This is a genomic window from Albimonas donghaensis (genome assembly GCF_900106695.1).
Classification (GTDB): Bacteria; Pseudomonadota; Alphaproteobacteria; order Rhodobacterales; family Rhodobacteraceae; genus Albimonas; species Albimonas donghaensis.
On record NZ_FNMZ01000002.1, the window covers coordinates 738,266 to 759,362 of the forward strand.

18 protein-coding genes are annotated in these 21,097 nt (G+C 71.2%); 6 read left to right on the forward strand and 12 right to left on the reverse strand.

The window, feature by feature from the left end; translation table 11 throughout:
- Positions 1 to 22: 22 nt before the first annotated feature.
- The 12 genes from flgK to BLV24_RS09325 all read right to left on the reverse strand — a co-directional run bounded on the left by flgK (position 23) and on the right by BLV24_RS09325 (position 14,385).
- Positions 23 to 1,483, reverse strand: a complete 1,461-nt coding sequence (flgK, locus tag BLV24_RS09270; RefSeq protein ID WP_092680860.1) for a flagellar hook-associated protein FlgK — start codon at positions 1,481 to 1,483, stop codon at positions 23 to 25.
- Between the two features lie 67 nt (positions 1,484 to 1,550).
- Entirely contained in the window at positions 1,551 to 2,852 is a 1,302-nt protein-coding gene (locus BLV24_RS09275; RefSeq protein WP_092680861.1) for a flagellar hook protein FlgE, read from the reverse strand.
- Positions 2,853 to 3,493: 641 nt separating this feature from the next.
- Positions 3,494 to 3,874: a response regulator gene (locus BLV24_RS09280; RefSeq protein ID WP_092680862.1), complete on the reverse strand. Its 381-nt coding sequence runs from the start codon at positions 3,872 to 3,874 to the stop codon at positions 3,494 to 3,496.
- Positions 3,875 to 3,885: 11 nt separating this feature from the next.
- On the reverse strand, positions 3,886 to 5,094 hold the full coding sequence (locus BLV24_RS09285) for a protein-glutamate methylesterase/protein-glutamine glutaminase (RefSeq protein WP_092680863.1): 1,209 nt from the start codon (positions 5,092 to 5,094) through the stop codon (positions 3,886 to 3,888).
- 13 nt (positions 5,095 to 5,107) lie between these two features.
- Positions 5,108 to 5,707 (reverse strand): hypothetical protein, encoded by a 600-nt coding sequence (locus BLV24_RS09290; protein ID WP_092680864.1) that lies wholly within the window; start codon positions 5,705 to 5,707, stop codon positions 5,108 to 5,110.
- Complete coding sequence (locus BLV24_RS09295) at positions 5,704 to 6,573, reverse strand: CheR family methyltransferase (RefSeq protein ID WP_092680865.1); 870 nt, start codon at positions 6,571 to 6,573, stop codon at positions 5,704 to 5,706. The genes BLV24_RS09290 and BLV24_RS09295 overlap by 4 nt, the downstream gene beginning before the upstream one ends.
- A gap of 4 nt (positions 6,574 to 6,577) precedes the next feature.
- The gene (locus BLV24_RS09300; protein WP_092680866.1) at positions 6,578 to 9,640 is read right to left on the reverse strand and encodes a methyl-accepting chemotaxis protein; all 3,063 of its coding nucleotides are present in this window, start codon (positions 9,638 to 9,640) and stop codon (positions 6,578 to 6,580) included.
- Positions 9,641 to 9,730: 90 nt separating this feature from the next.
- Positions 9,731 to 10,246, reverse strand: a complete 516-nt coding sequence (locus BLV24_RS09305) for a chemotaxis protein CheW (protein ID WP_218133376.1) — start codon at positions 10,244 to 10,246, stop codon at positions 9,731 to 9,733.
- Positions 10,243 to 12,342: a chemotaxis protein CheA gene (locus BLV24_RS09310; RefSeq protein ID WP_092680867.1), complete on the reverse strand. Its 2,100-nt coding sequence runs from the start codon at positions 12,340 to 12,342 to the stop codon at positions 10,243 to 10,245. The genes BLV24_RS09305 and BLV24_RS09310 overlap by 4 nt, the downstream gene beginning before the upstream one ends.
- 30 nt (positions 12,343 to 12,372) lie before the next feature.
- Positions 12,373 to 12,732 carry a response regulator gene (locus BLV24_RS09315; RefSeq protein ID WP_092680868.1) on the reverse strand — a complete coding sequence of 120 codons (360 nt, stop codon included), beginning with the start codon at positions 12,730 to 12,732 and terminating at the stop codon, positions 12,373 to 12,375.
- Positions 12,729 to 13,313 (reverse strand): hypothetical protein, encoded by a 585-nt coding sequence (locus tag BLV24_RS09320; protein WP_143040272.1) that lies wholly within the window; start codon positions 13,311 to 13,313, stop codon positions 12,729 to 12,731. The genes BLV24_RS09315 and BLV24_RS09320 overlap by 4 nt, the downstream gene beginning before the upstream one ends.
- A gap of 73 nt (positions 13,314 to 13,386) precedes the next feature.
- Positions 13,387 to 14,385, reverse strand: a complete 999-nt coding sequence (locus BLV24_RS09325) for a FliM/FliN family flagellar motor switch protein (RefSeq protein WP_176954693.1) — start codon at positions 14,383 to 14,385, stop codon at positions 13,387 to 13,389.
- Positions 14,386 to 14,728: 343 nt separating this feature from the next.
- Between BLV24_RS09325 and BLV24_RS09330 the strand changes: the two genes are divergently transcribed.
- From BLV24_RS09330 to BLV24_RS09355, 6 genes are all read left to right on the forward strand, one after another.
- Complete coding sequence (locus tag BLV24_RS09330; RefSeq protein WP_092680871.1) at positions 14,729 to 15,568, forward strand: flagellar motor protein MotB; 840 nt, start codon at positions 14,729 to 14,731, stop codon at positions 15,566 to 15,568.
- 236 nt (positions 15,569 to 15,804) lie between these two features.
- Positions 15,805 to 16,971 carry an isovaleryl-CoA dehydrogenase gene (locus tag BLV24_RS09335; protein WP_092680872.1) on the forward strand — a complete coding sequence of 389 codons (1,167 nt, stop codon included), beginning with the start codon at positions 15,805 to 15,807 and terminating at the stop codon, positions 16,969 to 16,971.
- Positions 16,972 to 17,162: 191 nt separating this feature from the next.
- Positions 17,163 to 17,954, forward strand: a complete 792-nt coding sequence (locus BLV24_RS09340) for a MauE/DoxX family redox-associated membrane protein (protein ID WP_143040273.1) — start codon at positions 17,163 to 17,165, stop codon at positions 17,952 to 17,954.
- Positions 17,955 to 18,053: 99 nt separating this feature from the next.
- Entirely contained in the window at positions 18,054 to 18,641 is a 588-nt protein-coding gene (locus tag BLV24_RS09345) for a lysozyme inhibitor LprI family protein (protein ID WP_245710473.1), read from the forward strand.
- A gap of 187 nt (positions 18,642 to 18,828) precedes the next feature.
- Positions 18,829 to 19,461: a lysozyme inhibitor LprI family protein gene (locus BLV24_RS09350; protein ID WP_092680873.1), complete on the forward strand. Its 633-nt coding sequence runs from the start codon at positions 18,829 to 18,831 to the stop codon at positions 19,459 to 19,461.
- Positions 19,462 to 19,465: 4 nt separating this feature from the next.
- Positions 19,466 to 21,073 (forward strand): carboxyl transferase domain-containing protein, encoded by a 1,608-nt coding sequence (locus BLV24_RS09355; RefSeq protein ID WP_092680874.1) that lies wholly within the window; start codon positions 19,466 to 19,468, stop codon positions 21,071 to 21,073.
- The last annotated feature ends 24 nt before the right edge of the window (positions 21,074 to 21,097 follow it).

Consider the following 21,097-nt stretch of genomic DNA (forward strand, 5'->3'; position numbering starts at 1 on the left):
GGGGTCAGGGCGTATCGCACGATCAGATCTCCAGCAGGCGCTTGAGCAGGCCGTCGACAGTCTCGATCACCCGCGCATTGGCCGCATAGGCGTTCTCGACCACGAGCAGATCCGAGAGCTCCTTGTCGGTGTCGACGCCGGTGACCGCGGCCTCGGCCTCCTGCAACAGGGTGAAGCGCCCCCCCGAGAAAGCGGCGAGGGATTCGAGATCGGCGCTGGCCTGCTCGCGCCCCGCGACGGCGGACTGGACCAGGTCGAGAAAACCGAACATGCCGGAGAAGCCCACGCCGGCCGGGGCTGAGACAGGGTCCGCCAGCGCCGCCATCAGGGCGCGCGGCAGGGTGTCGAGGCCGACCGGCCCCTGCGCCGCCGCGTTGATGCCGTCGCGAAGCCGCCAGGCCTCGCCGCCCTGCGCGGGGTCGACGGCCGCGTTGACCTGGAGCCGCCCCGCCAGGCCGATCACGTCCAGCGCGTCGAAAGCCCCGCCCTCATCGGTGAAAATGCCGGGATCGCCGACCGCCAGGGTAGGGTCCACGGCGGGATCCTCGAAGCGTAGGATCAAGTCCTGGGCGAGCGCGTCGAGCTGGCCCTGCGCCTCCGGCGCAAGGGTGTCGCGGATCGCGAACTGGGCGCCCAGCGCGCCGCCGTCGAGCGGACCGTCGCCGGTTCCCGCCGAGATCGGCTCTCCGTTCAGGGTCAGACCAGACAGCGCCCCGGAGCCAAGCGTCATGTCCGCGGTGATCTGGCCCGTCGCTTCGAAGCCCAGCAGGTTGGCGCGCCCGTCAAGCAGGATCCCCCCGTCCGGAGTGTAGAGGGCGATCTTGCCGTTCTCCCGCCCCGCGATTCTCACGGGGACCAGCGAAGAGATGCGGTCGATCTCCCGCGAGCGCGCGTCGTCGAGCGCAGCGGTGTCGCGGCCGGAGATGGTCATCCGCTCGATGTCCGAGTTCAGCTCCCTGATCGATTCGAGGGCGCTGTTGATCTCCGAAACCATCAGGCCGATCTGGCCATCGGCATCCATGCGCACGCGCTGGGTCTCCTGGCTCGCGGCGTTGAGACCGCTGACCAGCCCGCGCGCCGCCGCCGCCGCGTCGGCCTGCAGGGCCGCGCTTTCGGGCGAGTCCGCCAGCCGGGCCAGCGCCGATTCCCAGGTCACCGCGCGGGCCGAGATCGAACCCGCGTCGGCGATGCCGCCGATGCTTCCCAGAAGGCGGGATTCGGCGCTGGCGAGAGCCGCGCTCTCCCCGCTCGCGGCTTCGGCGCGGCGGCGATCGCCGGTGGCGCGCGGATCGGTGGCCCGGGCGACGCCGGTCACGGTCACGCCGGCGCCCTCCCCGGCCGCGACCCGCGGCGCGGTGGACACGCTTCGCCGCGCGTAGCCAGGCGTCAGCGCGTTGGCGACGTTGTCGGAGATGACCTGCGTCCGGCGCGCATTCGTGTTCAGGCCGGACAGGGCGTTGGTGAGGGCGGCGGACATGCTCATGGCGCGGTCTCGTCAGCTCCGGGTTCAGGGGGCTCCGGGCGGCGGACCGCCCGGAGAGCTCAGCGCCTCAGCGCTTGATGTTGGTGGTTTCCTGCAGCATCTCGTCCACGGTCTGCACGACCTTGGCGTTGGACGAATAGGCGCGCTGCGTCTCGATCAGCGACGTCAGCTCGCCGGCGATGTCGGTGGTCGACTGCTCCAGCGCAAAGCCGGTGAGAATGCCGGCCGGGCCGGAGCCGCTGTCCCAGAGGTAGAACGGTCCGCTCTGCGGGGTCACCGTGAAGGTCTGCCCATCCTGCACCGCCAGCCCGTCGAAATTGGGCACGTCGACGATCGGAACCTGGTAGATCCGGCGGGTGAAGCCGGTGTCGTAGATGGCATTCAGGTAGCCGTCCGGATCGAATTCCAGGCTGGTCAGGATACCGGCCCTGTTGCCGTTCTTGCGGATCGAGGACGGGGCGAATTCCGCCGACAGCTGGGTGAGGGACGAGCCCGGCCCCAGCGGCCCGAAGGTCACGTCGATCGGGCCGCCATCGACGTCCAGCTGCACCGTGCCGTCGGCCGGGACGTAGGCGTTGCCCGTCACCGTGGCGACGCTCAGCAGCGAGCCCCCGCTGCCGCGGGCGCTGTCGAAGGTCAGCGTATAGGTCGCGATCGGGTTCGAGGCCGCCGCGGTGGCGCTGTCATCGAAGCTCAACGTCCATTCGTTGGACGCTCCGGTGGCGGGCACCGTCGGCGTGAAGGTCGCGGTCAGCGTCTGGGAGGAGCCGAAATTGTCGAAATATTCGATCGGCACGCTGAGCGTGTCGCCCGAAGCGCCGGCCCGCGTATCCTCCGCCGACAGGTTCACGCCCAGATCCATCTCGGTGGTCGGCGAGGCGACGAACTGGCTGGAGGCCACGGAGATCGGCTCCATCCCCGTGGTGGAATCACGCAGCTGGGTGATGACGTTGCCCGAATTGTCCAGCGGCCAGCCGAGCAGCGCGAAGCCGGAGGCGGAGACCAGCGTGCCGTTCTGATCGGGCGAGAAGGAATCGGTCGGCTTGAGCCGCAGTTCCGGATTGCTGAGGTTGAGCGATGCGGCCGGGGTGACCGGAAGCATGCCGCGCCCGACGACGGCGAGGTCCAGCGCCTGCTCGGTGGAGACGATCGAGCCCTGGGCCGAGATCTCCCGGGTCGCGGTGGCGGTGACGCCGCCTGCGGTGTAGCCGCCATTGCCCGAAGACACGACCAGCGCGGAGAAATCCGCATCGGCGCGCTTGTAGCCGTAGGTCCCGGCGTTCGCGATGTTGTCCGAGATGGTCGCAAGCTTGCTCGCGTTCACGTTCAGCCCGGCGACGCTGGCGTTGAGCGAGGAGGAGATGGTCATCGCTATTCCTTCAGGTTCGGTCCGGCGGCGCCGGCTCCACGTACTGCGGATCTCCGGGGCGCGGGGCCGCGGAGAAGGTCGATGGGCCTGGACCGTCGCCGGGCGCGCCCTTGGGCGGGTCCCGTATCCGGGCCGCGACTCGTCTGGCGACGGCGCGGCTGGCCCGGTCCTGAAAATCGGCCGGGACTCTTACCCGGCCCTTAATGCGGGGCGGCGGGATAGGATGAATTGGAGGCAAGAGGGTTCCGGTCGGCGCGCCCGGTGCGAGGTCGAGACGCACGGGCGAAGGCGCACGGGCGAAGGCGCACGGGCGAAGGCTGGGCCGGCTGGCCGGGGCGGCGACCCGATGGGCTTGCGAACAGACGGCGGGAGGCGGCGGCGAGGAATCGCCCGCCCTGGAGGCCGCCGAGGGGATCGCCGAGGGGACCGCCCCGAAACGTGAATTCTCATGGCGCTCCGCCCACGGCCCGCCATATCGGACCGCGTTCCGGAGCCGGGCTTCGCGACAGGTCAGGCTTCGCGACAGGATCGCGGGCGCGCGTGTCGACATCCTGCGCGGGGCTTGGGCCCGCGATGATCGGATGCGCCCCGGCGCCGGCCCGCCGGCCCGGCGGATCGCGCGACGCCGGGCCGGGCGAGGGTCAGGTCAGCGCGCCCAGATGCGCCTCGATCGCCGTGCGCATGTCGGCCACCGAGAACGGCTTGGCCACGAAGTGGTCCACCGTGTCGACAGCCGCCTGGTCGCGATAGGCGTCGGACGTGGCCAGGAACACCGGCGTCGCCTTGAAGACCGGATGCTCCTTGATCTTCTGGGCCAGTTCGACCCCGGTCAGACCGGGCATGTTGAGGTCCGAGATGACCACGTCGAATTTCTTGGTCATCATCGCCTCGAGCGCCTGGTCGCCGGCCGCGGCGAGCGTCACGTCGACCACGCCGAGCCGCTTCAGGCACTGTCGCGCGAGGCCGCGCATGGTCTGCTGGTCATCCACGACCAGCACCTTCAGGGATTTTGCTGCGGGCATTTCAGGTCTCCTCAGTTTCCCGGGGCGGCGCGCCGGGACGGCGCGCTGCGGGCGAAATCGCAGATACGGGCGGCGAGCCGGTCGAGGTCATGCTCTTCCTCCACCGCGCCCAGCTCGCGGGCGGCGCGGGGCATTCCGTAGACCACGCAAGTCCGCTCGGACTGGCCCAATGTGGCGGCCCCGGCGCCGCGCATGGCGCGCAGCCCGGCGGCGCCGTCCCGGCCCATGCCGGTCAGGATCACGCCGACGGCGCCGGGACCGGCGGCGCGGGCGACCGAGCCGAACAGCACGTCCACCGACGGGCAGTGACCGGTGACCGGGGTCGAATCTCCCAACCGTGTCAGCAGCCTGCGGCCGCCGATCTGAACCTCCAGATGGCGGGAGCCGGGGGCGATGCGGACCATGCCGCTGGTCAGGGGCTCGGCGTCGCGGGCCTCGGCCACGTCGCGGCCGAGCTTGTCGCGAAGGCGCCGCGCGAAGCGGTCGGTGTATCCCTCCGGCATGTGCTGGGTGATCACCACCGGAGGCAGGTCATGCGGCAGCCCCTCCAGCAGCTCGGCCAGGGCGCCGACGCCGCCGGTGGAGGCGCCGACGGCGATCAGCGCGCGCTTCCAGGCGCTGGCACGGGTCGGTTCCGGCGGCGCGGCTGGTCTGTCGGCGAGCGCGGGCGCGGGCGCCGGCTGCCGCCCCTGCCCGACGCGCGCCGGATCGGGCCGGCTCGACGCGGGGCGGCCCGTTCGAAGCGGAGGCGCGGCCTTGCCGGCGCCGTCGCCGGGAAGAGGGACCGGCGGCGCCGCAAGCGGCGCGCGACGCCGGACCTGGGCGCGGGCGGCGGTGCGCACTTTCTCCCGCAGCTCACGCCCGAAGGGCCCCATCGGATCCGGCCCGCTGGGCTTGCGGACCACGTCCACCGCGCCGATCTGCAGCGCGGCGAGGGTGATTTCCGTCCCCTCGGCGGTCAGCGAGCTGACCATGACCACCGGCGTCGGCCGCAGGGTCATGATCTTTTCCAGGAACTCCAGGCCGTTCATGCCCGGCATCTCCACGTCCAGCGTCACCGCGTCGGGGTCGGTCTCCTTGATCATCCGACGCCCTTCGGCGACGTTCCCGGCCTTCGCCGCGACCTTGATGTCGCCCTCCGCCTCAAGCGCGGCGGTGATGATGCCTTGCATCAGTCGGCTGTCGTCGACCACGACCACCCGGATCGGTCCGCCGGACATCAGGAACCCTCCATCAGAACAGCTCCACCCCGCCGCCGCGCGGCGCCTGCTGGACCTTCCGCTCAAGCTGGGTCTCGGTCCGCCGCATGGTCCGGGTTTCCGAAGCCGGCAGGCGCAGCACCGAGACGCGCCCGGAAGACGGGAAGAAATAGACCCGCCGCGCCCGGTCTCCGCCGGTGTCCGAAGCCGCGAGACGGATGCCCTCCGAGCGGAGATAATCCTTCACGAACTGGGCGTTGCGGATGCCGACCGTATCCTTGGCCGACACGTCGATCACGTTGGCGCCGCCGAACACCTTGGCCTCCATCCGCGATTTCTGGCCGCCGCGCTTGAGGATGTCGTTGATCAGGACCTCCATGGCGTGGACCCCGTAGCGCGCCGAGCGGGCGCCGGCCTCGGACCTGTCCTCGCCGGGCAGCAGGAAATGGTTGAGCCCGCCGATGCCCTTGTCCACATCGCGGATGCAGGCCGCGACGCAGGAGCCAAGCAGCGTGGTCACCGCGACGTCCGTCTCCTGGGTCACGTCGTGGTGCCCCGGCAGGACGGAGATCGCGCGCGCGCCGATCTTGGGGTCGAAATAGGAGGCCGATCCCCCCCCGGCCCGCGAGCTCATCGGCGCCTCCGATAGATGGTGCGGCCCTCGGAGCTCAGCAGCGGGTGTTCCCCCAGCAGCGATTCCGAGTGGCCGAGATAAAGGATGCCGTCGTCGGTCAGCGCCTCCGCATAGCGGCGCACCAGGCCCGCCTTGGTCTCGGCGTCGAAATAGATCAGCACGTTGCGGCAGAAGATGACGTCGAACGGCCCGCGGAATGGCCAGGCGTGCAGCAGGTTGAGCTGGCGGAAGGCGATCATCGACTTGAGCTGCGCCGACATCTCCACATCCGCGCCGCGCCGGGACATGGCGCCGGATCGCAGCTCGGACGGCACGTCGGCGGCCCGGGCCTCCGGATAGATGCCCGCCTTGGCCTTGGCCAGGACGTTGGTGTCGAGATCGGTGGCCAGGATCCGGAAATCGGCCCCGCCCATGCTGCGCGCCGCCGCGCGGGCGGTCAGCGCGATGGAATAGGGCTCCTCCCCCGTCGAACACCCTGCGGACCAGACCCGGATCCGGGATTTCCCGGCCTTTCCCAGGGGCTCCAGCACCTCGTGGCGGAGGTGGTCGAAATGGTGGGACTCCCGGAAGAAGGACGTCAGGTTGGTGGTCACCGCATTGGAGAACTCGGTGATCTCCCGGGATCCGGCCCCGCTTTCCAGATGGTCCATGTAGTCGGTGAAGCTGGTCATGCCGAGCGCGCGCAGACGGCGCGACAGGCGAGTGTAGACCATCTGGCGCTTGTGGTCCTTGAGCACGATGCCGGCGATCTCGAACACCTTGTCGGCGACGCGCTGGAACTCGGCGTCCGACATGTTGAACTCGCCGCCATAGGCGCCGGTGTCCCGGCTGTCGGAAACGCGGGGGGCGGAGGAACGGGGGGTCATGGGATCAGAACTCCGACCAGTCCTGGTCGTCCGCGACCGCCGCGGCCTGCACGGCGGCGGGCGCACGGGCCGGGGTCGGACGCGGGGCAGGCTCGGGATGGGCGTTCTCGGAGACCGCGGCGGGCTTGCGCATCGGCACGGCGAGCTTGTCCGCCGGCTTGGGCGCGAGCTGGGGCGCGAGCTGGGGCGCCGGCTTCAAGGCCGGTTTCGGCGCAGGTTTCGGCGCGGGCTTGAACGCCGTTCCGGCTGCGGCCGCCGCGGACGGAGCCCTGGGCCGCGGCGCCGCGGCGGCGCCGGGGCGGGCGGCGATCGACGACGCGCCTGGCTTCGGGGTCGGCTTCGGGGCAGGCTTGGCCGCCGCCTGCCGGCCCGCCGACGGGGCCAGGGACCCGGACGCCGCGGAGGAGGAAGAGATCCCGTCGCCGGCCCGGGCTGCGCCCCCCCCGGCCTTGCGGCTCGCCGCGGACAGGCCGGTGTCGAAGAAGCCCACCCGTTCGATCAGCCAGCGCGCCTCGTTCTGCAGCCGGCGCGCGGCCGCGGCGCTCTGCTCCGCCATCGCCGAGTTGCGCTGGGTCGCCTCGTCCATATGGCTGACCGCCTGGCTGGTCTCCTGCACGCCCGAGCTCTGCTCGCGCACCGCGGAGGAGATGTCTTCGATGGTCGCCGCGGTGCGGGCGATGCCGTCCGCGATATCCTCCAGCGCCTTGCCGGTGCCCTGCACGAGGCGGACGCCTTCGACCACATGGCCCGAGGAGGTCTGGATCAGGCCCGAGATGTCCTTGGCCGCCTGGCTGGAGCGCTGCGCCAGCGTGCGCACTTCGGCCGCCACCACCGCGAAGCCCTTGCCGGCCTCCCCGGCGCGGGCCGCCTCCACCGCCGCGTTCAGCGCCAGCAGGTTGGTCTGGAAGGCGATCGAGTCGATCACCGAGATGATGTCCGAGATCTTGGTCGAGCTGTCCTCGATCCGGCCCATCGCCGACACCGCGTCCGACATCACCGAACGGCCCGACTGGGCGCGCTGGGCGGCGTCGCGGGCGAGATTTTCGGCGCTCGACGCGTTCTCGGCGGTGGTTTTCACATTGGCGGCCATCTCCTCCATCGTCGCCGCGGTCTCCTCCAGCGAGGAGGCCTGGGCCTCGGTGCGGGCGGAGAGCTGGCCGGCTTCCTCGGAGATCGAGTCCGCCGCGCCGCGCATGCCGTCGGCCGCACTCTCGATATCCGCGATGGTCTCCGCCAGCCGGCCGACGGCCTTGTTGAGATTGCCCGCGGCCTCGCCGAAGCGGCCGGAATGCGTCTCCACCATCCGGTGAGACAGGCGGCCGGTGGCGAGCGCGTCGACCATCTTCTCGAGATCCGCGAAGAAGCCGCCGGCGACCTCGCCCATCCGGTTGATCGACTTGGACACATGCTGGGTGAAGCGGTCTCCCGTGGCGCCGTCCAGCCGCCGCGAGAAGTCGCCGTTCACCGTGGCGTCGAGCACCTCGTTGACCTGGGTCTCCGAGAGCATCGGGGTCGAGCGGTCGCGCCAGGTGATCGCGCGGCCGATCATGTCGCCATGCTCGTCACGCATCTCCGTGATGGCGAGGCCGAACTGCTTGTCGCCGATCTCGACCAGCGGCGCGCCGCGACGGTCCGGGCTCAGGAACTGCGAGGTGTCCTTGACGAAGGCCGAGGCCGGCAGGCCCACCAGCCCGTCGGGCCCCTCGGCCTGCTTGCCCAGCAGGGGCCGGAACCCGTCCTCCATCGCCTGGTTGGCGAAGACCACCTTCATGTCGTTGTCGAGGATCATCACCATGTCCGCCGAGGCGGTGAGCGCGGTGGCTATGCGCCGGGCGGCGACCGCATTCCCGTGGATCCGGTTGAGCGAGCGGGCCAGCCCGCCCAGTTCGTCCGTCCGCTCCGCGCCGGGCACGTCGTGGCGACGCCCTTCCAGCAGCTCGCCCACCGCCTGCGCCATCTCGCGCACCGGGCGTGCGAAACCGCGCGCCATCAGCCAGCCCAGCAGCAGCGCCACGCCAAGCGCCGGCAGAATGGTCAGGGCCAGGGCCATCGCGGCCTCGTTCAGGCGCCCGGCGATCAGCGATCCCCGCTCCTCCGTCACCAGCGTCCAGTCGAGCCCGTCGCGCGTGATGCGCCGGGTGACCACATAGGCGTCCTCCCCGTCGCTGCCGGGACCGAAGGCGACGTCGGCGCCCGGCTCGGCCGGGGGCGGGGCGTAGCGGGTCCTGAGCACGTCGTCGCCGGAGGTCGAGGCGAGCTCGGTGCGCAGGATGCCGTCGGCGCCGGTCAGGAAGACCGTGAGCCCGCTCTCCGCCCCTGCGAAGGACAGGGCCTCGGCCAGCCGCTCGGCGCCCAGCTGCGCCGCGACCACCCCGATGCGTCGTCCGTCTTCGTCGAACATCGGCGAAGCGGCGAAGGCCGCGGGCGCGCCGGCGGAGGGCGCGTAGGCCGCGTAATCCGCGAAGATCACCTGCCCGGCCGAAAGGTCCCTGGCCCGCCTGAACACCTCGCCAAGGCCCGAATCCGCGTAGGGGCCATTGGTCAGGTTGGTTCCGAAATCCGCTTCCTTCGCGACCGTGTAGACCACGTCGCCCGCCGGGTTGATCAGGAACAGGTCGTAGTAGCCCCGCTGCTCCTGAAACGCGCGAAGGGTGACATGGTGGCGCCGGTGCGCGTCCGACCAGTCGGAGCCGTCGCCGGCGTCGCGCAGGGCCTGGCGCTGCCCCAGCGGATGCGGGTTGCCGTCCAGGTAGAGCGGAACGATCGCCTCGGCATCCCAGGTCGTCGAGAATTCGAGGAGGTGGTCCGTCCCCAGTTCGGACGCATCGAGCAGCGCCATGTCGCGGCGCACGTCGTCGAGCAGGAACTCGACCCGCGCGCCGGCGCCGTCCGCCATGGACGCCAGCCGGTTCGCCGCCTCATGACGCAGGGCCTCGGCCTCGAGCATGTAGCTGACCGCGCCCACGGTCACGCCGGTCAGCAACGCCAGGCCTCCGGCCGCGGCCGTCAGGCGCGGTCCGATGCCCGGACCCTTGGTCAAGGCGGAGGCGGGAGGGGGGTTGTTCATGCTCGTCTCCGTTCGTCGCAGCGTCATCGGCGCGCCGGGGCGCGGCCGGGCCGGGACCGTCATGGGGCGGGAGGCTTTCCGGGCGCGTCTTCAGACCATGCCCATCGACGCCCCGCCGAACAGCGCCTTGAGGTCGAGCAGCGCGACCATGCCGGATTCCGCGTTCACCAGGCCGCCGATCGAGGACTGGTCGAGATCCGCCTCGGAGGGCGGGACCGGCCGGATGTCGTCGGAGCTCACGGTGATGATGTCGGACACCGCGTCGACCAGAACGCCGACCGTCTGGTCGCCGATCCAGACGATGACGACGACATGGGTCTCGGTCGCCTCGGTCAGGTTGCCGCCGAAGCGGGCGCGCAGGTCATGCACCGGCACGATGGTGCCGCGCAGGTTCAGCACGCCGCGCATGTAGTGCGGCTGGTTGGGCAGGGCCGTGGTCGGGGTCCACTGCTTGATCTCGCGCACCAGCACGATGTCGACCCCGTAGGCCCGGTCGCCGACCAGGAAGGTGACATACTGCTTGTAGCGCGCCGCGCCCGCGGGCTCCGTCTCACCCGGAAGGGCGGCGGCAGGGGCGGGCTCGGTCTGCATCGCGGCTTCGGTCAATGGAACACCTCCTGGATCGGGGCGCGCGCGGAGCCGCCCATGGAAACGAGCGACGGGATGTCGAGGATCAGGGCCACCCGTCCATCGCCCAGGATCGTGGCGCCGGAGACGCCCTCGACCCGCTTGAAGTTCGCCTCGAGGCTTTTCAGGACGACCTGGCGCTGGCCGATCAGCTCATCGACCAGCAGCGCGACATGGCCGTTGGTCTCGGTGTCGACGACGATCGCCATCTCCTCGCGCTTGTCGCCGAGGTCGATGCCCAGCGCGTTGCGCAGGCTGATCAGGCGCAGGTACTGGCCGCGGCGGGCGAGCACCTGGGACCGGTCGGGCAGCACCTCCACCCGCTCCCCGTCGATGCGCAGCGCCTCGACCACCGAGCTGAGCGGCAGGATGAAGCGTTCGTCGCCCACGCAGATGGTCATGCCGTCCAGCACCGCCAGCGTCAGCGGCAGGGTGATCTGGAAGCGCGTGCCCTTGCCGGGGTCCGAGCGCAGGTGGCATCGGCCGCCCAGCGCCTGGATCTTCTTCTTGACCACGTCCATGCCGACGCCGCGGCCGGAGACCGAGCTGATCTCCTTCGCCGTGGAGAAGCCGGGATGGAAGATCAGCTGATCGATGTCTTCGGGCGTCAGGTTGTCGTCGGGGCCGATCAGGCCGTTTTCGATGGCCTTCTCCACCACCCGCTCGCGGTTGATGCCGCGGCCGTCGTCCTCGATGATGATGATCACGCGCTCACCGCGATGTTCCGCGGCCAGTCGGATGGTCCCGGTGCGCGGCTTGCCGGCGGCGGCGCGCTCGTCCGGCAGCTCCAGCCCGTGATCCATGGAGTTGCGCAGCATGTGGGTGAGGGGCTCGGCGAGTTCCTCGATCACCGTGGTGTCGACCTCGGTATGCTCGCCGGCCAGCACCAGCCTGGCCTCCTTGCCGAGCTTGTCGGCCAGGTCCCGGACCACGCGGGGCATGCGCGAGAACACCGATTTCACCGGCTGGGCGCGAATCGCCATGACCGATTCCTGAAGCTCCCGGGTCTGCCGCGACATCGCCTCGACCGAATGACCGACCTCCAGGGCGGTGGCGGCGTCGGTCTCCGACAGTTTCTGCGCCAGCACCGCCTGGGTGATGACGATCTCGCCGACAAGGTTCACCAGCCGGTCGATGCGCGGAAGCTCCACCCGCAAGGTCTTGGCGGCGGAGTGGCGCGCGCCGTCCTTGCCCGCATCCTTGCCGCCCGCCTCGGGAGGCGCGGCCGCGGCGGAGGGCGCGGGGTCGCCCTTCGCCTCGGTCGGCGCGACGGAGGCCGGAGCGGCCTCGGCGCCCGCGGGCGCGGCGGGGGCTTCGGACCAGTTCTCGTCCACGATCTCGACGACCGCGATATGCTCGTAGACCGAGAAGAAATCGGTGAAGGCCGAGGGCGGGCGATCGGTCTCGAAGCGCAGCTTCCAGCCGATGGGGCAGCCTTCCGGCGTCAACTCCGCCAGCGGCGGCAGGTCGCCGATCGGTTCGGCCGCCACAAGGTCGAGTTCGCGCGCCGCCCGGATCACCCGAAGGGGATCGTGGCCGCCATGGATGAAATCCTCGCTCGGGATCAAGGAGACGATGACCTCGCGCGGCTCGCCGGGTTCAGGCTCGGCCTCGGCCGGCGCGGGCGGCGGCGGGGCGGCCGAGGCCGGGGCGGAGGGGCCGTCCTCGGGCGCTTCCTCGGCCGAGGATCGGCCGATCTGCTCCTCCAGCTCCTGGCGGACACGGTCGACATGCCCGGAATCGACGTCGCCGCCGTCGCGGGCCTGTTCGATCAGGGTCTCCATCACGTCGCCGGACCGCATCAGCAGGTTCACGATGTCCGAGCCCAGCTGGAGACGACCGGACCGCAGTCCGTCCATCACCGTCTCGAACACATGCGCGAAGCCGATCAGATGGTCGAAGCCGAAGGCCGCCGCGCCGCCCTTGACCGAATGCACGGCGCGGAAGGCGGCGTTCACCAGCTCCGGATCGCGTTCGCCGTCCATCAGGCGGTCGAGCTGCTCCTGCAGATCCGCCAGAAGCTCCCCGCATTCCGTGAAGAACAGGGCGAGATAGTCTTCGTTGTCGTCGTCCATCTGCGATGTCCGTCCTTGGATTGCGGGGCGTCAGGCGAGCCGGGCCACGAGGCCCAGGATCTGGTCGGGGTCGAAGGGCTTGGTCAGCCAGCCCGTCGCCTTCACCTCCCGCGCCCGGTCCTTGAGCTCCTGCGCGGTCTCGGTGGTCAGCAGAAGGATCGGCAGGGCCCGGCCCGAGGGCTCGCCCCGCGCGGCGGCGATGAACTCCAGGCCGTTCATGCGCGGCATGTTGAGGTCGGTGATCACCAGATCGGGCTCGTGCTCACGCAGCTTTTCCAGCGCCTCGACCCCGTCCTTGGCGGTGAACACCTCGTGTCCGCCGCGCTCCAGGCAGGCCTTGAGCATGTTGAGGAGCGACCGGGTGTCGTCCACGGCGAGGATGCGGCTCATGGGCGGATCTCCATTTTCATGAGGTCCCCGAACAGGCCGAGGTCCGAGAAGGCGTCCACGAAGGCCGGGGAGGGGCTGCGCACGGCGGCCGGGCTCCCCGCCTCGGCCCGGGCGCGCGCGGCGCCGACGATGGCCAGGACATAGGGGGTCGAGATGTTGTCCACCTCGGAGGCGTCGAATTCCAACGGGGCGTCGGCCGGCGCGGCGAGCAGCCAGGCCAGCAGCGCTTCCGTCTCCTCCAGCCGGGCGCGCCGGTGGAGCTTGAAGGGCCCGCCGGCCGCCGCGTCGGGGTCGGGGGCGGCGGCGTCTTCCGGCGCGAGCGCTTCGGGCCTGGCGTCTTCTTCGTCATCGGGCGCGGGGTCGGAGGCCTCGGGGTCGCTCTCATCCCCCGCCACGGCGGCGAGCTCTCCGGGCGCGTCGGCGTCGGCGTCCTCGGCAGCGGCCTCGGCATCGGGCGCGGCGGATGCCTCCGACGCCAGGTCATCGGCCGCCGCCTTTTCAGGCGCCTCCGCGCCGGGGTCCGCCGAGGCGTCGTCCGGAACGACCTTCGATGTCGCCTCCGCGTCCTTGTTCATGGTCATCGCCCGATCCTTCCCCGGCTCCATTTGCGGTCAGGGGCTTGCGCCCCGCAGTTCCGCCACGCCTGCGCGCGGCTCATCCCTTGGCGTCCTTGGCGGCGTCCTTTTCCTTCACGTCCTTGGCCGCCAGCATCCGCTTGAGCCCCGCCAGCAACGTCCGGTCCGGCGGTTCGGTCAGCTTCACGGCCTTGCCGCCGTCCATCGCGCCGATGCGCCCGACCGCGAAGGATCCGCCGGAGGGCCCTTCGATCACCAGTTCCGCCGCCTCCCGAGCCTCCTGCGGCAGGGGAAGCAGGTCCCCGACCTCCAGCGCCTGAAGCTGCGCGACGTTGAGCTTCTGGCGGTGCAGCACCGCGCGCAGCCGCACCGGCGCGTCGTTCGCCGCCTTGGCCATGTGGCGCGACCAGATGTCGGAGCGCACGCGACCGCCGCCCGACTGGGACGTGCCCGGCGCCGCCGCGCGATAGGAATCGAGCACCGCCAGCGGCAGCACGAAGTCGAATTCGCCGCTGCGCGCGGCCTCCCCCATGTCGAGGCTGAGCTTCAGCACCAGCACGTCGGAATGGTCCGGCGCGATGCGCACCATGGTGACGTGCTGCTCGAAGTGATCGAGCTTCATGGCCGAGCGGATGCCCGGGCCCAGATGCACGCGGAGCGACGCTTCGAACGCCTCCAGCACCACGCGGATGAAATCCTCGCACAAGGCGCAGTCGATCGAGGTCACCGAGCGGGTGATCGCCCCCGGGGCCGCGGCCGGATCGCCGCCCATGCGCAGGTCGACGACATTGAACAGCAGGTCCATGCCGATGTTCATCAGCGCCGAGTTCTGGGACCCGCGCACGTCGACCACCGCGATCATCGCGGGGACCGGGATCTCCTCCAGCACGGAGGAGAGTTTCTTCACCTCGCAGTCGATGACGATGGTGGAGGTCAGGGTCCGCATCAGTCCGCGCAGCCGTTCGTCGAGCAGCGTGGCGAAGTTTTCGCCGATCTCCTCGATCCCCGGAATCGGCGCGCGGCCCACCCGGTTGCCGGCCACTTTGCGGCGAATCGCGCTGTCCTCGGCAAGGTCCATATGGCCCGTCTCCTGTCGCGCGCTCGGCGCCTCCGGTTCTCCTGCCGCGGAAACTCGTCTGCATTCGTTAGAAACGGGTGAACGTCGGGGCCGTCGTCTCGCTTCGGCGCGGTTTTCCTGCGCCCCCCTCGCGTGCGGGCGCGCGTGCCCGCCCCCCCGGCGGACGCGCCGACCGCCGGCCCCCGCCCCTGGGCCGCGGCGCGCGCCGCACCACGACCCGCCGCCATCAACTTCCGGGAAACCCTGAAACTTTTGGGCAACCGCGTTCCGAAAGCCGCCCGCAAGTCGGCGCGGCGCAGAACGGCGCTGGGTCTGGTGATTGGCAAACAGCGAGGACACGATCATGGCTGCTGGCGGAACGACGATAATCAAACGCAAGAAGGTCTCGGGCGGCGACGGCCATCATGGCGGCGCCTGGAAAGTGGCCTACGCCGACTTCGTGACCGCGATGATGGCCTTCTTCCTGCTGATGTGGCTGCTCAACGCCACGTCCGAGGAGCAGAAGCAGGGCCTGGCCGAGTATTTCGATCCCAAGGTCCCGATCGCCCGCCTCTCGGGCGGCGGCACCGGCGCGTTCGGGGGCGACTCGATGATGTCCGAGGACACGATGGCGCAGAACGGCACCGGCGCCTCGAAGAACACGCCCAGCGACAACGACAAGGCCAAGGGCGAGACCGGCGCGTCCCCCGACGCCGCCGACAGGGAAGGCGTCGCCGAGGCGATGACCGCCCTGGACAACATGTTCCGCGGCATGTCCGGCGAATCCGAGCAGGCCAACGCCCTGCTGCAGCACATCCGCACCCGGGTGACGGACGAGGGCCTGGTGATCGAGCTCTTCGACACCGCCGAGCGTCCGCTCTACGAAAAGGGCACGGCCCGTCCCACGGCCCAGATGCGGGCCCTGCTGAAGATGGTCGGCCAGGTCACCGAGCTGGTCACCAACAAGGTCGCCATCGACGGGCATACCGACGACCGGACCTTCCCCGGCGGCGACTACACCAACTGGGAGCTGTCCAGCGACCGCGCCCTGAGCGCTCGCCGCGCCCTGGTCACCGCCGGCCTGGCGGAGGACCGCGTGGCCCGGGTGGTGGGCAAGGCCGACCGCGATCCCTCGGACGTCGAGCATCCGAGCGGCCCCCGCAACCGACGGGTGGAGATCATCCTGCTGCGTTCGGATCTCTGATCCGGTCGCCAGACCCCGGAGCGCGGCCCGCCAGACCCGCGCTCCAGCCCCGCGAGGCCCCGGACTTCGGTCCGGGGCCTCTGCGATTCCGGGGGCCGGTTCCGCCCGGGGACGCCCCGAGCGGCCGCCCCGTTTCGACGCCCCGGCTTGCGCCCTCCGCCCGGTCCGCTACCAATTCCCCGGCGGCCCCGTCCCGAAGCGACGGCCCGCGCCGCGGCAAACCGGGAGGACGCGCCATGTTCCACGCCACGCTCGACCACGCCCTGGGCGAGGACATCGACGCGATTCGCGACACCGCCCATCGCTGGGCGCAGGAGCGGGTGAAGCCGATCGCCGCCGAGATCGACCGCGACAACGTCTTCCCCGCGCATCTGTGGTCGGAGATGGGCGCGCTCGGCCTGCTGGGAATCACCGTGGAGGAGGAGTTCGGCGGCCTCGGCCTCGGCTATCTCGCCCATGCCGTGGCGGTGGAGGAGGTGGCCCGCGCCTCGGCCTCGGTCAGCCTCAGCTACGGGGCGCATTCGAATCTCTGCGTCAACCAGATCCGCCTCAACGGCTCGCCCGAGCAGAAGGCGAAATACCTGCCGAAGCTGGTCTCTGGCGAACATGTGGGCGCGCTGGCCATGTCGGAGACCGGCGCCGGGTCGGACGTGGTCGGCTCGATGAAGCTGCGGGCCGAGAAGCGCAACGACCGCTACGTGCTCAACGGCTCGAAATACTGGATCACCAACGGCCCCGACGCCGACGTGCTGGTGGTCTACGCCAAGACCGACCCGGATGCCGGCCCCCGCGGGATGACCGCCTTCCTGATCGAGAAATCCATGGCCGGCTTCGCCCAGGGCCCGCATTTCGACAAGCTCGGGATGCGCGGCTCCAACACCGGCGAGCTGATCTTCGACGATTGCGAGGTCCCCTTCGAGCAGGTGCTGAAGGAGGAGGGCAAGGGCGTCAACGTGCTGATGTCCGGGCTGGATTACGAGCGCGTGGTGCTGTCGGGAATCGGCACCGGGCTGATCCACGCCATGCTGGACGAAGTCATGCCCTACATGCATGAGCGCAGGCAGTTCGGGCAGAAGATCGGCGATTTCCAGCTGATGCAGGCCAAGATCGCCGACATGTACACGGCCCTGAACACCGCGCGGGCCTATCTCTATGCCGTGGCGCGGGCCTGCGACCGGGGCGAGGTCACCCGTCAGGACGCCGCGGCCTGCGTGCTTTATTGCTCCGAGGTCGCCATGCAGCAGGCGGTGCAGGCGGTGCAGGCCTTCGGCGGCGCCGGCTATCTCGCCGACAGCGCCGTCAGCCGGATTTTCCGCGACGCCAAGTTGATGGAGATCGGGGCCGGCACCTCCGAGATCCGCCGGATGCTCTGCGGGCGCGAACTGATGAAGGCCACCGCGTAACCCCAGGCGGCCCCTGCGGCGGGCCGACGCTCCCGCCGCTGGAACCCGGCCCCGATTCCGGTTCGCGCGCTCGAATCCCGACAGATCCGCCCTAGGTGGAGGGTCATTCGGGGGGCGCGCGGCGGCGGGGCCGCCATCGCAACCCGCTCCTGCGCGCCCTCCCGTTCCGCGACACGGGAAAGGAGCGCCCCATGCCCTTCGATGAGACCCGCCCCAAGGCCAGGGCCGCCGAGACCGACGGCGCCGACCGCAAGACCGCCGCGCTGTATCGAATGGCGATGCCGGACCATCTCTGCCCCTTCGGCCTCAAGTCGCTCAGCCTGCTGAAGCGCGCGGGCTACGAGGTCGAGGATCACCCCCTGGAAACCCGCGAGGCGACCGACGCCTTCATGGAGTCGCATGGCGTGAAGACCACGCCGCAGACCTTCGTGGGGGGAGAGCGCATCGGCGGCTACGACGACTTGCGCGCCTGGCTCGGGAAACCCCTGCCGGATCCGGAGGCGACCACCTACCGGCCCATCATCGCCCTGCTGGCGGTGGCGGCGCTGATGGGGCTCGGCATCGCCTGGGCGGCGCCCGGCGGGTTCGAGGCCGGGCGTGCGCTGGTCGCCGCCGTCGCCTCGGCCATGTGCCTGCTTGGGCTTCAGAAATTGCAGGACGTCGAGGGATTCTCGACCATGTTCCTGGGCTATGACCTGCTGGCCCGGCGCCACGTCCCCTACGCCTACGCCTACCCGTATCTGGAGACGGGGGCCGGCCTGCTGATGCTGGCGGGGATCGCGCCCTGGCTGTCCGGCCCGGTGGCGCTGGCGATCGGCGGGATCGGCGCGGCCTCGGTGATCAAGGCGGTGTGGATCGACGGGCGGGAGCTGACCTGCGCCTGCCTCGGCGCCGGCAGCCGCACCCCGCTGGGCGCGGTCTCGCTGGGCGAGAACCTGGGCATGGCCGCCATGGGCCTCTGGGCGCTGGCCGGGCTGGTCTGAGGCCGGGCCGCGGGTGGCGCCGAGGTTGCGCGGCCGGCCGGGGCGGGCCAAGCTCCGCCCCGCATCTCCCGCCCGCCGCATCCGGAGCCGGCCCCGCCCATGAGCCTTCCGCGCCTTTCCCGGCCCCGCATGCCGCCCCTCGCCGCCGCCCTGACCGCATCCGGGCTGATCGCCTTCGGAATAGCGGGGCCGCCGGGCATGGCCGCGGCGGACACCAGCCAGCGAATCCCCGCGCCCAGCGTCATGCGAACCGCCATCGAGGCCTGCCTCGACGCCGCCTCCGCGGCGGGCGGCGATGCGGACGGGGCCGGCGCCCGGAGCTGCGTGGGGCAGGAGACCTCCGCCTGCATCGACCGCCCCGAGAACCAGACGACGACCGGCATGATGGCCTGCGCCCTGGCCGAGCGCGACGCCTGGGACGCCCTGCTGAACCTGTGGTGGAAACCGCTGCGCGCCCATGCCCTGAAGCTGGACGAGGCGTCGGGCGACACCGGCTTTCCCCCCGCCGCGCCGATGCTGCAGGAGGCGCAGAGGGCCTGGCTCGCCTTCCGCGACGCCGAATGCGCCTATGATTACGCGCTGGCCGGGGGCGGCACGATTCGCCAGGTCTACGGGGCCGAATGCCAGCTTCGGCTGACCGCCGCGCGGGCCCTGCGGTTTCGCGAGCGGCTGGCGGCGGCGCCGTGAGCCCGCGGCCGGTCGCGCCATCTTCGCGCCTTCTCCGCGCCCGACCCGCGCCGCGCCGCACGGGTCACCTGCGTTCGCGCCGCGTCGCGCCGGGGCCGCCCCCGCCGACGCCCCCGCGCCCGCCCTCGCGAACGCGAACGCCGCGCCCCTTGGCGCCCCGCCCGCGCCGCGTCACAAAGGAGCCGTCATGCAACGCCTCTCCCGACACCCCGCCCCGCCGGCCCGGCCCCGCGCCATCGCCCGCCGCGCCCCGGCGCCCCGCCTGTCGCGCGGGCCGACCGCGCTGATGCTCGCCTCTCTGGCGCTGGCCGCGGGGCTCGCCGCGCTGTTCGCCGCCCCCCCGGCGCGCGCCGACGCCATCGACGACAGCCGCTTCATCGGCCAATGCGTCGAATCCCATCTCTCGCAGGGGACCGCCGCCGCGGAGGCCGCCTGCCTCGGCCTCATCGCCCTGCCCTGCGCCGAGGCCCCGCTGGGCGACCCGGCCGAGGACCAGAGCCCGACCCAGGCCCGCGAGGCCGCCGAATCCGCCTGCCTCGCCCGCGAAACCGCCGCCTGGGACAGCCTGATGAGCGAATGGTGGCCGGACCTTCTGGCCTCCGCCGTGTCGCTCGACGCCCGCGACGACCGGCAGAGCGCCTCCTCCGACGCCCTGCGCCGCGCCCAGCGCGCCTGGGAGAGCTTCGCCGAGGCCGAATGCGGCTACGCCTACGCGCTCTGGGGCCGTTCCGATTTCCGCAACGTGGCGAAAGCCGATTGCGAGATGCGCACCCTCGCCCGCCGCGCGATTCAATTGCGCGGCCAGACCGGATTGGACTGACCTGATGACCGTGCTCGCCTCCGCCCTCTCCCCCGCCTCGGACGAGGCCCGCGCCAACCGCGCGGCGCATCTGGACGCGATCGCGCAGGTCTCCGAGGCCGCCGGGCTCGCCGCCGCGGGGGGCGGGGAGGCGGCGCGCGCCCGGCACGAGAGCCGCGGCAAGATGCTGCCCCGCGACCGGGTGGCGGCCCTGCTCGACCCCGGCTCGCCCTTTCTTGAAACCGGGATGACGGCGGCGCATGGCATGTATGACGGGGCCGCGCCCTGCGCCGGCATCATCACCGGCGTCGGAAGGGTGGCGGGGCGCGAGGTCATGGTGGTGTGCAACGACGCCACCGTGAAGGGCGGCACCTACTACCCGGTGACGGTGAAGAAGCACCTTCGCGCGCAGGAGATCGCCGCCGAGAACGGGCTGCCCTGCGTATACCTGGTGGATTCCGGCGGCGCCAACCTGCCCCAGCAGGACGAGGTCTTTCCCGACCGCGAGCATTTCGGGCGCATCTTCTACAATCAGGCCAACATGTCGGCCCGCGGCATCCCCCAGATCGCCGCCGTTCTGGGCTCCTGCACCGCCGGCGGCGCCTATGTGCCCGCGATGTCGGACGAAACCGTCATCGTGAAGGAGCAGGGGACGATCTTCCTCGCCGGCCCGCCGCTGGTGAAGGCCGCGACGGGAGAGGTCGTCTCCGCCGAGGATCTGGGCGGCGGCGACGTGCATACGCGCCTGTCGGGCGTCGCCGACCACCTGGCCGAGGACGACGCCCACGCCCTGGCGCTCGTGCGCCGGATGATCGGCAACCTGAACCGCCCCAAGCCGGTGACGGTGGAGATGCAGGCCCCCGAACCCCCGGCCTACGACCCCGAGGAGATCCTCGACGTGGTCCCCGCCGACCTGCGCCAGCCCTATGACATCCGCGAGCTGATCGCGCGGGTGGTGGACGGCTCGCGCTTCGACGAATTCAAGGCCCGCTTCGGCACGACGCTGGTCTGCGGCTTCGCCCATATCGAGGGCATTCCGGTCGGCATCGTGGCCAATAACGGGATCCTGTTCTCCGAGTCCGCCGTGAAGGGCGCGCATTTCGTGGAGCTGTGCAGCCAGCGCAAGATCCCGCTGGTGTTCCTGCAGAACATCACCGGCTTCATGGTCGGCCGGAAATACGAGGCCGAGGGCATCGCCCGCCACGGCGCCAAGCTGGTGACGGCGGTCGCCACGACTTCCGTGCCCAAGGTGACGATGATCGTCGGCGGCTCCTTCGGGGCGGGGAATTACGGGATGTGCGGGCGGGCCTACTCGCCGCGCTTCCTGTGGACCTGGCCGACCTCGCGCATCTCGGTCATGGGCGGAGAACAGGCGGCCGGCGTGCTCGCCACCGTCCGGCGCGAGGGCATGGAGCGCAAGGGCGAGACCTGGTCGGCCGAGGCCGAGGCCGATTTCAAGCGCCCGGTGATCGACATGTTCGAGCAGCAGGGCCACCCGCTCTACGCCTCCGCGCGGCTCTGGGACGACGGCATCGTGGACCCCCGCCAGACCCGGCGCGCGCTGGCCCTGTCGCTGTCGGCGGCCCTGAACGCGCCGATCCCGGACACGAAGTTCGGCGTCTTCCGCATGTGAGGGAGCGGCGCGTCGGACCGCCCG